The organism is Streptomyces sp. NPDC005017, assembly GCF_042873115.1.
Classification (GTDB): domain Bacteria; phylum Actinomycetota; class Actinomycetes; order Streptomycetales; family Streptomycetaceae; genus Streptomyces.
The window spans coordinates 155046-167523 of record NZ_JBIALD010000001.1 but is presented as its reverse complement, the minus strand read 5'-3'; the positions used below and the strand labels follow the sequence as shown (position 1 = coordinate 167523).

General features: G+C 70.9%; 9 protein-coding genes. 3 read left to right on the top strand and 6 right to left on the bottom strand.

The annotated features are described in order from the left end of the window. Window positions 1–196: 196 nt before the first annotated feature. The 4 genes from ACFYR0_RS00655 to ACFYR0_RS00640 form a co-directional block, all read right to left on the bottom strand. The gene (locus ACFYR0_RS00655; RefSeq protein ID WP_389320042.1) at window positions 197–1267 is read right to left on the bottom strand and encodes a hypothetical protein; all 1071 of its coding nucleotides are present in this window, start codon (window positions 1265–1267) and stop codon (window positions 197–199) included. Between the two features lie 55 nt (window positions 1268–1322). Further along, entirely contained in the window at window positions 1323–2261 is a 939-nt protein-coding gene (locus ACFYR0_RS00650; RefSeq protein WP_389320039.1) for an N-acetylneuraminate synthase family protein, read from the bottom strand. Between the two features lie 13 nt (window positions 2262–2274). Next, window positions 2275–3513 carry a cytidylyltransferase domain-containing protein gene (locus tag ACFYR0_RS00645; RefSeq protein ID WP_389320036.1) on the bottom strand — a complete coding sequence of 413 codons (1239 nt, stop codon included), beginning with the start codon at window positions 3511–3513 and terminating at the stop codon, window positions 2275–2277. Between the two features lie 134 nt (window positions 3514–3647). Beyond that, entirely contained in the window at window positions 3648–4943 is a 1296-nt protein-coding gene (locus ACFYR0_RS00640; protein WP_389320033.1) for a DUF6716 putative glycosyltransferase, read from the bottom strand. A gap of 198 nt (window positions 4944–5141) precedes the next feature. Between ACFYR0_RS00640 and ACFYR0_RS00635 the strand changes: the two genes are divergently transcribed. The 3 genes from ACFYR0_RS00635 (at window position 5142) to ACFYR0_RS00625 (ending at window position 8530) form a co-directional block, all read left to right on the top strand. Next, window positions 5142–6128 carry a glycosyltransferase family 2 protein gene (locus tag ACFYR0_RS00635; RefSeq protein WP_389320030.1) on the top strand — a complete coding sequence of 329 codons (987 nt, stop codon included), beginning with the start codon at window positions 5142–5144 and terminating at the stop codon, window positions 6126–6128. Then, the gene (locus ACFYR0_RS00630) at window positions 6128–7456 is read left to right on the top strand and encodes an alpha-2,8-polysialyltransferase family protein (RefSeq protein WP_389320027.1); all 1329 of its coding nucleotides are present in this window, start codon (window positions 6128–6130) and stop codon (window positions 7454–7456) included. Before ACFYR0_RS00635 ends, ACFYR0_RS00630 begins: the two co-directional genes overlap by 1 nt. 231 nt (window positions 7457–7687) lie before the next feature. Next, complete coding sequence (locus tag ACFYR0_RS00625; RefSeq protein WP_389320024.1) at window positions 7688–8530, top strand: FkbM family methyltransferase; 843 nt, start codon at window positions 7688–7690, stop codon at window positions 8528–8530. Between the two features lie 69 nt (window positions 8531–8599). Here the strand turns inward: ACFYR0_RS00625 and ACFYR0_RS00620 are convergent, their stop codons facing one another. Together ACFYR0_RS00620 and ACFYR0_RS00615 are read right to left on the bottom strand one after the other, a co-directional pair. After that, complete coding sequence (locus ACFYR0_RS00620; protein WP_389320021.1) at window positions 8600–10933, bottom strand: glycosyltransferase; 2334 nt, start codon at window positions 10931–10933, stop codon at window positions 8600–8602. Beyond that, window positions 10930–12435 (bottom strand): glycosyltransferase family 29 protein, encoded by a 1506-nt coding sequence (locus ACFYR0_RS00615; RefSeq protein WP_389320018.1) that lies wholly within the window; start codon window positions 12433–12435, stop codon window positions 10930–10932. The genes ACFYR0_RS00620 and ACFYR0_RS00615 overlap by 4 nt, the downstream gene beginning before the upstream one ends. Between the last annotated feature and the right edge of the window lie 43 nt (window positions 12436–12478).

Sequence of the window (12478 nt, the reverse complement as noted above, 5' to 3'; positions counted from 1 at the left end):
TTCCCTCCACGGATACCACGGTTCACTCGAGTACGACGGGAGTGTTCGCCTGTCGGGACCTCACTGTGTCAGGTCACACACCACAACGGCCACCCACGAAGAACACGCTCAGTGACGAAAGCCCAGCCGGCCCAGCCAGCCCAGCCGACACAGCCCAATCGACCCGGTCAGCCCGCGCTCACCCCCCTCACCCCCCTCACCCCGCGGCAACCGCCGCCAGCCGTGTCACGTCACGCGCGGACCCCGTCACCCCGGACAGGAACCCCTGCGCCCGGGGCGACGCACCCTGCGTAAGCCACCGCGGGTCGATGTCGCACACGGCGACTCGAACGTCCGTACCAGCCAGCGCCAGCGGCAACGTGTGCACCACGGTCGAGGGGAAGCTCAGGATCGTCCGTCCGATGGGCCCACGCCGGGCGATCAGCTCCAGCGGAAGATCGGGCCGCACGACCTCCAGCTCCGTCTCGACGGCGAGCCGGTGCAGTTTCTCGGCGCTCTCGCGGCGATGGGCGAAGTAGCGCGTGGCGCCGTGCGTCCTGGCGAGGCCGGTCACGGCCTCCAGATAGCGGTCGCCGTCGACGACACCCGTCTCGACCAGCGATGTGCCGACCATGTCGGCGGTTCTGGTGATCCGCGGCGGCCCGAACCGGGCGCGGGTCCAGGCGAAGGAGTTGGCCGTGACCGTGACGCCGTCCGGGCTCTCGGAGATCGGCATGGACGAGAACACCTCGACCTGCCGCTGCCCGCCCGGGGCCAGGCGGCGGCGCGCGGCGGAGGAGACCGGCGCGAACACCAGGTCGCGGGGGCCGGGCCTGCTGCCCTTGCGGTGCCAGCGCACCAGTTTCTCGCCGCGCGCGAGCTGGGTGACGAACTCCATGGTGGCCGTGCCGTCGTCGACGACGACCAGCTCCCGGGCCCGGGTGATGGTCAGCAGCAGCTGGACGTACCGGGAGAACGGATCGCCCATGACGATCCGCTCGGCCCGGCGCAGCGGGCCCATGAGCCCGCCGATGGTGTGGAAGGGGGCCGCGGTGCCCCCGCGGGCCTCCTCCCAGCGGACCTCGTATCCCTCCTCGCGGGCCAGTTCCGCCATCCGGCGTAGCTGGCCGCGGGTCATCGGGTCGACGGGCGAGAGGACCACGAGTGCGAGCCCCGCGCCGAGCGCGTGCGCATGCGCGTGCGCCCATTCCAGTACGTTCAGCAGCTGTACCGGGCTCTCGACGAACGCGAGAGTGGGGGGGCCGGCATTCCCGGCGCGGGGGCTCATCGGCGGTACGACCGTCCCGTCGTAGGAGGATCTTGGTCCGGGTGGATCAGAGTGCTCAGACGGAGACCGGCTCGCCCGCGGCGGCGGCGATCTCCGCCTCGGCGACGACACCGGTGACACGGCGCAGCTTCTTCATCGGGCCGAGCTCGGAGTCGTAGACCTTCTTGACGCCGTCACCGAGGGACGCCTCGATGGTGCGGATGTCGCGCACGAGGCGGGTGAGGCCCTGCGGCTCGACGGAGGCCGCCTGGTCGGAGCCCCACATGGCGCGGTCCAGGGTGATGTGGCGCTCGACGAAGACGGCGCCGAGGGCGACCGCGGCCAGCGTGGTCTGCAGGCCCGTCTCGTGGCCGGAGTAGCCGATCGGGACGTTCGGGTACTCCTTCTCCAGCGTGTTGATCGCGCGGAGGTTGAGCTCCTCGGCCTTGGCCGGGTAGGTCGAGGTGGCGTGGCACATGACGATGTTGTCGGAGCCCAGGACCTCGACCGCGTGGCGGATCTGGCGGGGGGTCGACATGCCGGTGGAGAGGATGACCGAGCGGCCGGTGGCGCGCAGGGCGCGCAGCAGCTCGTCGTCGGTCAGCGAGGCGGAGGCCACCTTGTGGGCGGGGACGTCGAACTTCTCCAGGAAGGCGACGGCCTCGGTGTCCCACGGGGAGGCGAACCAGTCGATCCCCTTGTCCTTGCAGTACTCGTCGATCTGGCGGTACTCGTCCTCACCGAACTCCACACGGTGGCGGTAGTCGATGTAGGTCATCCGGCCCCAGGGGGTGTCGCGCTCGATGTCCCACTGGTCGCGCGGGGTGCAGATCTCCGGGGTGCGCTTCTGGAACTTCACGGCGTCGCAGCCGGCCTCGACGGCGACATCGATCAGCTTGAAGGCGTTCTCCAGCTCACCGTTGTGGTTGATGCCGATCTCGCCGCAGATGTAGACGGGCTTGCCGGGGCCGACCTCGCGCGAACCGAAGCTGCGCAGACGGGAGTTGGTGCTCATAACAGGGGTGTCCTTACTTGGTGGAGGGGTCGAGAGAGTCGAGCGAGGGTCCGAGAATCCAGCCGGCGATCTCTCGGATCGCGCCGTCGCCACCCGCGACGGTGGTGACCGCGCGTGCGGCGCCGCGCACGACGTCGTGGGCGCTCGCGACCGCCACGGGCCAGCCGACGACGGCGAAGCACGGGAGGTCGTTGACGTCGTTTCCGACGTAGAGCACGCGCTCCGGCGCGATGCCCTGCTCCTCGCACCACTGCTTCAGTGCGAGGTCCTTGCGGTCGATGCCGTGCAGCACCGGGAGCTTGAGCTTCCGGGCGCGGGCGGCGACCACAGGGTTCTGTTCCGAGGACAGGATCAGCATCTTCAGCCCGCTCCTGCGCAGGGCGGCGATGCCGAGCCCGTCTCCGCGGTGCACGGAGACGAACTCCCGTCCGTCGGAGTCGACCAGCACCCGGTCATCGGTCTGGGTGCCGTCGAAGTCGAGGACTACGGCGTCGATGTCGCCGTAGGCGGGAAGGGCGCCGGGGCGGTCCGCGTCGAACAGCGGGGCCAGCGCGCGGGCGCGTGCCAGGTCGTGCGGGTCGTCGATCTCCAGCACGCGGGCGGGGTCGGTGCGGACCAGTTCGGTGCGGCCGAAGAAGCGGTGGTTGTGGGTGCGGAACCCGGCGGCGTCCATGGCGTACGCGGCGCCGGTCTCCAGGTGGTCCTGGGGACGGTCCTGGCGGCGGGGCCGGTAGGACTTGTCGTGGTTGACGCCGACGCCGCCCTCGCTCTGGTCCTCGGCGTCGCGCCAGACGAAGCCGTGGAAGGGGGCGACGGTGACGGCGCTGTCGGCACCGCCCCGTACGACGGCCCCGGCCACGCCGTCGATGTCCTCGCGGACGACGAAGGGGCTGGTGCACTGCACGAGCAGGACCACGTCGACGGGCGAGCCGTGCAGGGCCTCGTGGGCGTCCATGGCGTGCAGGACGGCCGCCTCGGAGGTGGCGGTGTCCCCGGCGATGGCGGCGGGACGCAGCACGACCTCGGCACCGGCCGAGCGCGCGGCGGCGGCGATGGCCTGGTCGTCGGTGGAGACGACCACATCGGTCACGAACCGCGCCGCGACACACTCCCGCACCGCCCGGGCGACCAGCGGAACACCCCCGACGGGCGCGAGATTCTTCGCGGGCACGCCCTTGGACCCACCCCGGGCGGGAATGACAGCGAGCACGCGACGCACGGACGCGCCCGCGTCAGCCGACGAGTTGGACATGGGATGAACTCCTTGCGCAAGGTTCGCGGAGGGGATGGCGGCGAAGCCGCCTTCAAGGGGCGCGGGGAACTGCGCGACCGGCCCAGGCGGCGCGGCGGACGAAGGACGGCCCGAAGCGGCCCCCTGAGCGGAGCTCACAGCTCCCCCATCCGCCGGATGACAGGGGCGACGCGCTGCACCCCGTGCCGGTAGGCACCCCGCGCGGCCCGCCGCACGATCTGCCGGACGGCACCCGGCTCCCTGTCATGCGCGGGCGCCCCCGGCAGCACCGCCCCGTCGGGCCCTAGGTGATGCCGGGCGAGGATGCCGGGCAGATACCCGGGCGCGCTGGCCGGCGTGTAGTACGGCGTGAGCGGCGCACGCCCTCCCGGCTGCGCGAGCAGCTTGGCGACCCGCTCCCGCGCGGCGTCGAACGCCCCGTCGACGGCGACGCCCTGCCGGGCCACCCACTCCGCGTCCGCCGCCGGCCGGTGCCCCGCGTCGAGCTGCTCCCAGGAGGCGAGGCACCCGGAGCCGACGAAGTGGTGGTTGCCGAGGACCTCGCGGACCCCGAGGTCGGTGAGCACGACGGTGGGGATGCCGCGGTGCAGCGACTCCAGCGCGGCCGTCGAGCTGATCGTGACCAGCAGGTCGGTGCGGTCGAGGACCTCGCCCATGTTGCCGTACACCAGGCGGAAGTTGGACGGCAGATCGAGCTTCTGCGCCAGCTTCTGGTACGGCAGCTCCTCGATGTGCGTGGTGTGTTCACCCGGCTTGGAGCGCAGCTTGAGGAGCACCTCGCGCTCGGGGTGCAGCCGCGCGTGCCGGACGAGCCGCTCCAGCAGGTACGTCCGGTCCCTGCGGGAGTCAGGGACGGAGGGCTGGGCGGCGAACACCACGGTGTACGGGTCGTGTTCGCCCTCGTAGGGGGCGCCGCCGAGGAACGGCAGGGCCACCTCGGTGACCGAGTCGGCGTCGGCGCCGACCCCTTCGTACACCGCGCGGAACCGCTCGGCGTCCTGCCGGGAGTTGGCGAGGACGAGGTCCGCGCCGTGCCGCAGGAGCAGGCCGTCGGTGAGCTTCTCGTAGACGACGCCGACGTAGCCGGTGACGACGACGGGCCGCTCGGGGACGTCCTCCCACACGCGCTTGAGGCCGTGCAGCATGGCCTGGACGCCGCCGCCGACGAGGGAGAGGACGAGGACGTCGTACGACCCCTCGGCCATGGCGCGCAGGAACTCGACGGCCGTGACCTCGGTGAGGGAGTCGGCGGGCACGCCCACCTCGGCCAGCTGCCGGGCGGTGGGTGTGGCCCGGCCGCGCAGCAGGAAGCCGTCGAGGACGGTTTCACCCGGCGTGATGCGGCGCGCGGTCAGCGCACCCCATTTCCATCGGGTGTCCGAATCCGCGAGCACGGCGATCCGTGTGGGGTTCGTTGAACTAGGTGGCACGTCGAAGACGCTAGGAAGCGATTCCAAGTTATGGGCCAACCACGACTCAACGAAAAGTTAACAGCAGCCCACCGAGAGCCGAACTGGCCCCCGGAAAGGCCGAATGCACTCGTGGTGCACCGTTCCGACACATCGAGTTCACTCCCTGTACGCCCGTCGGCTAGTCACTCACCGGGCCTACCTTCTAGGCTTTCGCGAGTGCCAAAGCTTTCCGTGATTGTGCCGTTCTACAACGTCCAGCAATACGCGCCGGACACGCTCCGAAGTCTTCGTATGAACGCTCGAAGCGACTTCGAATTCGTGTTGGTGGACGATCATTCCCAGGACGAGACCCCGGCGATTCTCGAACGGGCTGCCGAGGAGCTCTCCGAGGTCGCCCGGGTGCGCCATGTCCGCCACGAGGTGAACGGCGGTCTCGCCACCGCCCGCAACACCGGACTGGACCTGGCGACCGGCGAGTACGTGACGTTCCTGGACGGCGACGACTGGCTGGCCCGCGGCTACCTGTCGGACCTGGTCGACGCCCACGAGCGGCTGGGCTGCGACTTCGTGCGTGTCGACCACGTCCAGGCCACCGCCCGCGCCCGGACCGTGCACCGGGTCCCGGTCGGCCTGCGCGGCGAGGTGCTGGACCCGCGCGCGGCCATCCTGCCCGCCGACCGCTCGACCTCCGTGGACTACGCCTACGCCTGGGCCGGCTGCTACCACCGCCGGCTCGTCGACCGGGGCCTGGTGCACTTCACGGACGGGCTGCGCACCGCCGAGGACCGGCCGTGGATCTGGAAGCTGCACCGGGAGGCCGATTCCTTCGCCGTGCTCGACCTGTACGGGGTGTTCTACCGGCGCGGAGTCGCCACCTCTCTCACCCAGATCGGTGACGTCCGCCAGCTCGACTTCATCCGTGCCTTCGACCAGGTCGTCGAGGAGACCGCGGCCGACCGGGACGCCGACCGGCTGCTGCCCAAGGCCGTGCGCACCTACTGCGCGATCATCGCCCACCATCTGTCGGAGATCGAGAAGTTCGAGCCGGCCGTCGCCAGGGAGCTGCGCGCGCGCAGCGCGGCCGCCATACAGCGCATGCCGCAGGACGCCCTCGGTGACGTGCTCGACACCATGGATCTCAAACGCTCCACCAAGCTGCGGCGGCTGCGGCGCCGGGCCTCCACTGCGAAGGCGGCTGCCTGATGTCCCGTACCACCCAGATCTTCTGCGTCTCCACGCTGTACGGCGCCGCGACCCTGGTGGCCGCGATCGACTCGGACTGCTTCACGGAGGCGGACCGCCGGGTGCTGCTGGTGTTCAACAACGCCGCGTGCCCGGAGACCACGCCCGCGGTGGACGAGATGCCGGGCTTCGAGCATCTGCGCGACCACTTCGACGACGTGCTCTCCTTCAACGAGGCGATCCACCCCTTCCACCCCGGCGCCTGGGCGCCGCGCGCCGACGACCTGCCGCTGTTCGAGCGGTATCTGCGGCTGCTGTGGGGCCTCGGCGACGACCGGGTCGAGCTGGTCCTGGAGTCCATCCAGGTCAACCCCGCGCTCAGCCTCGCCCAGATCTTCACCGGGGCGCCCGTCGACGTCTACGCCGACGGACTGATGAGCTACGGCCCCACCCGCAACAAGATCGACCCGCTGGTCGGCACCCGCGTACGGCGCCTGCTGCACCTGGACCTGGTGCCGGGCCTGACCCCGCTGCTGCTGACCGAGTTCGGCGTGCCCGCGCAGGTGCTGCCCACGCCCGCCTTCCTGAAGGTGATGAGCTGCCTGGCGGGAGCCTCCGGCGAGCTGCCCGTCCTGCCGGACGACGCGGCGCTGCTGCTCGGCCAGTACCTGTCCGCGCTGAACATCCTCTCCGCGAAGGAGGAGGAGGAACTGCACGTGCGGATGATGCGCGGGGCGGTCCGGCGCGGACACAAGGCCGTCGTGTTCAAGCCCCACCCGACCGCGCCCGCCTCCTACAGCCGCGCCCTGGAGACCGAGGCCGAGAGGCTCGGCGTCACGCTCACGGTCGTCGACACGCCCGTGCTCGCCGAGGTGCTCTTCGAGAAGGCCCCGCCCGCGCTGGTCGTCGGCTGCTTCTCCACCGCCCTGTTCACCGCGTCCGCGTTCTACGGCCTCCCGGTCGCCCGGATCGGCACCGAGCCGCTGCTGGACCGGCTCACGCCGTACCAGAACAGCAACCGGGTGCCGGTGACCCTGGCGGACGCGCTGCTCGCGGACCTGGAGGCGGAGGGCGGGGACGCGCTGCCCAAGGACCGGCTGACCGGGCTGCTCGAGGCGGTCGGCTTCACCATGCAGCCGCAGATCCTGCCGCGCCTGCGCCCGGCGGCGGAGCGGTTCCTCTCCACCCACCTCGGCGCGCGCACCCAGCGCTACTTCAAGCGCCGCCGGCTGACCACCCTGGGGCTGCCGGGCGGTATCCCGGAGCGGCTGTCCTTCCTGCCGCGCAACTCCACGGCCCGCCGGATGGTGCGGCGGGCGAAGGCGCTGAGGAAGGCCGTACGCCGCTGAGCCGGTCGCGAACCGATGAGCGCGTCGCGGGGCGGCGTCGGGGTCCCGAGAACCACGGGAACGCCGCCCCGGCCCGGAACCCAAGCGGAGATTAACGGAAGGGAACATCGACGGGAACTCCTGCTTGCGGCAGAAGCAATGGCAGTGCGGTCCCGTGACGGCTGACTCACGAGGCGGAATAGCTTTTCGCAAAGCTGCGACACGCCGGGCTCGCGGCTCTACGATCGCGGGATGCGTACTTCCCAGCTTGAAGAGTCCAATGCCCGGACGCTGGCCCACGCACCATCTGTCCGGCCGGTTGCCACGGGCGAGATCATCCGCACGCACCGCAAGAAGTTCCCCTACCGGGGCCTCGTGGAGATCGACTCCCCGTACTGTCCGCCGTTCGTCATGTTCTGCGTCAACGACGAGGCGGTCGCCCTGGACACCGTGTGGAACGGGCGGTTCGGCTACGAGCCCGGCAGCCTGTCCACCTGGTCACGGCTGGCCGCGAAGAGCGCGACGATAGCCGACGTCGGCGCGCACGTCGGCTACTTCTCGATGATCGCCGCGCTGGCCAATCCCAAGGCGAAGGTGCACGCATTCGAGCCGGTGGACGAGATCCACGCGCGGCTCGCGGTGAACCTGCGGATGAACAACGTCCAGAACGTCAGACGCTTCCAGGCGGGCGTGTCCTCCGAGGCCGGCTGGGCCGAGATCAGCGTCCGTTTCGCGGGGAACCTGCTCTCGACCGGCTCGTCCCTGGAACACGGGGCGGACGACGCCCAGTTGAAGCGGATCCAGCTGCTGGCCCTGGACGACGTCTTCGCCGGCACCAAGCTCGATCTGATCAAGATCGATGTGGAGGGCCACGAGATGTCGGTCCTCAAGGGCGCGCGCCAGGTGCTCAAGCGGGACCGTCCCACGGTGATGCTGGAGGCCCTGGCGGGCGCCCCGCTGGACCCGCTGCTCGCCGAGTTCGAGCCCCTGGGCTACGACGCCCACTGGGTGGCCGAGGCCGACGGCGAGCTGGTCCCGTCGTACGCCCCCCGCCCGCGTGCGACGCGCAACCTTCTGTTCACGCCCCACGCGTGAGCGTCCGCTCCCGCACCTCCTGACGCATGGGTGAGCCCCCGCACGGCCGTGCGGGGGCTCACCCATGCGTCAACCGCCCAGGATCACGCGGAGGTCGGCCGCGTTCGCCTCGGTGATCTTCCAGAGTTCCTGCTGGCGCCCGTGCACGTCCGCCACGGTCCCCGCGTGGTCGGCGAGCAGGTCCCTCGCCCGCTCCACCAGCCGGGCGGCCAGGTCGCGGTCGTGGACCGACACGCCCCACTCGGGGCGCTCGATGTCGGCGAGGAAGTACGCCATCTTCGGGTGCGAGATCAGGCTGATGATCGGTGTGCCGCAGCCGAACGGGATCATGCCCGCGTGGCCGCGCATGCCGATGACCAGCTTGGTGCGGGCGTACAGGGCGCGGATCTCGTCGTTCTCGAAGTCGTACATCGGGACGACCGGCAGCGACAGCCCGTGCTCGCGGCGCAGGTCGAAGGCCAGCTTCTCGTCGTCGAGGGAGTGCGCCACGATCTTCACCTCGGCGAGCGAGCCGAGGTCCTTCACGGCGCGGGCCATCTGGGCCAGGAAGTAGCCGTAGTCGTGGCCGAAGCGCAGGCCCGCGCGGTCGTAGGCGCCGTTGACCAGGATGGTGTCGTCGCGCGTGGCCGGGTCCTGCCAGTCCGCCACCAGCTGGCGGGTGACGGTCGTCGGACAGGGCTGGAAGCGGACCTTGTCGTGCAGGTGCTCCGGGATCATCGCGCGGACCTTGGCGATGGAGCCGTGGTTGCGCAGGCCGAAGAAGGAGGACTTCTCCACCAGCAGCCGCAGCGACTCACGGAAGCGCTGGGCGCGGTAGGACTGCCCGTCGAAGGCGTTGAAGCCGACCGCGTACACCGCGATGGGCACGTCGACGCGCTCAAGTAGCTCGTCCGGGACGTTCCACTGCCAGGCGCTGTTGCCGTTGGGCATGGTGTCCGGGATGAACAGGCCGCCGCCGCCGATGACCATGCCGCGGCGGGCGTTGACCCGCTCCAGGGCCGCCTCGTCGAACAGGCGGTGGGCGTGCACCGAGTGCCAGCGGCGGGCGCCGAAGTCCTCGTCGAAGGCGAGCCGGACGCTCTCGGGGAGCAGTTTGTCGCCCGCGTTGCCCTGCCGGTCCATGTAGAAGGCGACGTGGGCGAGCTGCTGTCCGGGGCTGCCCTGCTGCTGGACGGGGACGCCGACGGACCGCTGGTGCCAGACGCGGGCGGCGCGGTGCGTGGGGTCGACGGTGATGCCCTGGAGGGCGTACTGGTGGGCGGCGGTGTCCTCGCCGTGCACCCAGGAGATCTGGGCGAGGCGGGCGAAGGCGGTGGCGGCGCGGTTGGGCGCGGAGGTGGCCAGCAGCAGCTGGGCGCGGGCCTCGTCGTAGCGGGAGACGCTCATCAGGGCGTGCCCGTAGACCTCGTGCGGCCAGGCCTCGTCCACGGGGATGTGGACGCGCTCCATGATGTCGACGGCCGACTGGTAGTCGCCGGAGCCGATGTGCGCGAGGGCGACCTTGCGGGCGGTGTCGACGTCGCCGGTGCGTTCCACGTGCGGGGTGCCGAAGTGGACCACCAGGTCGCGGTGGAGGGTGCCGCCGCGGGAGAGGAAGGCGGACTGCAGGGCCGCGTCGCTCAGGTCGAACTCGGCCCACCGCTCCTGGGCCTGGGTGTAGCCGGCCTCGCCGCCCTGCCAGGGCTTGTGGCGGCCGGTGAAGTGCAGGATCGCGGTGTCGTCGGGGACCGGGAGGTCGCCGGACAGCCGCCGCTTGACGAAGTTGTACCTGGGGTCGAGACGCACGAAGTCGCCGTCCAGGACGGCGTTGAGGATGCCCTGGTCGTGCTTGTCGAGCTCGTAGGAGCCCTCGCGGCCGACCTTGTCGATCTTCGCGTAGAAGGCGTCGCTGAGGTACTCCTTCTGGATGACCAGCAGGCCGCTGTTGAGTTTGTGCTGGCCGTAGAAGAACTGCGGTACGGCGGCCAGGCCCTCGCGCAGGGAGAGCAGTTCCGCGAGCGGGCCGAGGACGACCATGTCGGTGTCCAGGGTGATCACGGTGTCGTAGTCGCGGATCTTGAAGACGTCGAGGATGAAGTAGGCCTTGCGGACCAGGTAGTTGTCCTGGTCGCCCTTGGCGTAGGTGTCGTAGTGGTCGGCGTCGACGCGACGGAAGTCGACCCGCGGGTGCAGGGCGCGGATCCTCGCGATCGAGGAGGGCTTGAGGTCGTCGTGCAGGACGACGAAGTCCTCGCACACCCCTGGGTTGGACAGGGCGAGGGAGCGCAGCAGGGCGAGGAAGCCCGGCAGGTAGTTCTCGTCGACGAAGCTGGCGAAGGCGATGCGGCGCTTGCCGGTGAGCGCGCGGGCGTCGGTGGCCGGAGCCGCGGAGCTCGGCGCGGCGGATATGTGGGTCGCGGTCATCGCAGGGAGATCCTCATGCCGGAGACGCTCTGGGCCCGTTCCATGACCCACGCCTTCTCGCTGGTGTATTCGTGCACGGACGTGATGGGCATCTTCATGGCGGCGTCGACGCGGTAGGCACCGGACTCGTAGAAGTCGAAGCCGACGAGGTCCAGGGTGGGGCTGACGTCGAGGAAGTCGAGCAGCCACAGCATGTTGAAGCCGCTGGTCGGGATCGAGGGCCAGACGTCGGCGCCGAGCTTGCCGATGTTGCGCAGGGGCCAGCGCAGCGTCTCGTCGCCGAGGTAGGTCTGGGCGCCGGGCACCAGCCGGGTGCGCAGGGAGTGCTTCCAGTCTCCGGAGATCCCGCCGAAGACCAGGCGGGTGTCGACCTTCTTGTCCCAGTTGAAGCCGTGCTTGTGGATGGTGACGTGGATGTCGGTGCGTCGGCCGGTGTGCGCGGCGTCGATCCTGTACGAGTTGAAGCGCACGACCAGGTCGTAGGCGTCGATCTCGGCGCCCAGCGAAGAGGTGCCCACCTTGCCGGAGTTGGCGATCAGGGCGATGGACTTCCCGGCGATCCGGTTGCGGAACTCACCGAGGGTCAGCCAGTTGACGCCGCCGTAGGTCGGGTCGGGCACGGGGCCGCGCATGCGGTTGCGGCGCTGCTCGGCGAACAGGGCTATGAGTTCTGTGAGCTGGGCGTCGGGGCGGACCTGGGCACTGGTGGCGAGGTCCAGGTAGTGGCCGAGGGCCTCCTGGAAGTCCTGCTCGGGCGCCTCGGCGCGGTCCATGGCGAGGAGCGCTCCCACCAGACGGGCCCGTGCGGTGTCCCAGTCGCCCTCGGCGTGCGCGGCGAGGCCCTCGGCCCAGGTGCCGGTGGCGGGCCGGCCGGCGAACCCGGTCGCGGCCGGGACGGTGGTGCGCAGCAGGGCGAGCATCTCGCGGCGCCGGTCCTGGGCGACGCGCAGGCCGGCGGTCTTCGCTCGGACCCCGAAGCCGTCGTCGTCGGTGAGCGCCAGATAGCGGTCGAAGGCCTCGACGGCGGCCTCCGGGCGGCCCGCCGCCTCCAGCAGCCGGCCGCGCAGCCGCCAGCCGGCGCGGGAGTTCCTGCGCAGGGTCAGGACGGTGTCGCTGATGAGCAGGGTGAGGTTCAGCTCGTCGTCGTAACCGCAGTCGAGCGCCTTGTTGCCGACGGCCAGCAGGGCGTCCAGCAGGTCGTTGCCGATGGCGGGGCTCGTGGTCCGGGTGCCGCGGCGCAACAGGCCGCCCGCTCCGGCCGGGGCCGGTTCGGACTGCTCCTGGGCGGCCCACAGGGCGAGCAGCTTGCGCAGCTGTTCGGCCAGGGCGGTGCGGCGGGGGTCGAGACTGCCGACGAGCTTGCCGCTGTGCGCGGCGCACGCGCGCAGGCAGTCGTCCAGGTCGGCCGGGGTGACCTGTGCGGTCGGCGGGCCGGCGTCCGTGGGCGCGGATGCCGGGTCCCCGGACCGGGGACGTGACCATCGGCTGCGAACCCTCGTCATGGTGCTCCTGCTCTGGGATGAGGCGTAGAAGGCAAAGAAGTTG

Bases quoted from the DNA above. Each gene is read 5' to 3' on its own strand.
- ACFYR0_RS00655 (WP_389320042.1), bottom strand. From the start codon at position 1,267: ATGAGCCCCCGCGCCGGGAATGCCGGCCCCCCCACTCTCGCGTTCGTC.
- ACFYR0_RS00650 (WP_389320039.1), bottom strand. From the start codon at position 2,261: ATGAGCACCAACTCCCGTCTGCGCAGCTTCGGTTCGCGCGAGGTCGGC.
- ACFYR0_RS00645 (WP_389320036.1), bottom strand. From the start codon at position 3,513: ATGTCCAACTCGTCGGCTGACGCGGGCGCGTCCGTGCGTCGCGTGCTC.
- ACFYR0_RS00630 (WP_389320027.1), top strand. From the start codon at position 6,128: ATGTCCCGTACCACCCAGATCTTCTGCGTCTCCACGCTGTACGGCGCC.
- ACFYR0_RS00625 (WP_389320024.1), top strand. From the start codon at position 7,688: ATGCGTACTTCCCAGCTTGAAGAGTCCAATGCCCGGACGCTGGCCCAC.
- ACFYR0_RS00620 (WP_389320021.1), bottom strand. From the start codon at position 10,933: ATGACCGCGACCCACATATCCGCCGCGCCGAGCTCCGCGGCTCCGGCC.
- ACFYR0_RS00615 (WP_389320018.1), bottom strand. From the start codon at position 12,435: ATGACGAGGGTTCGCAGCCGATGGTCACGTCCCCGGTCCGGGGACCCG.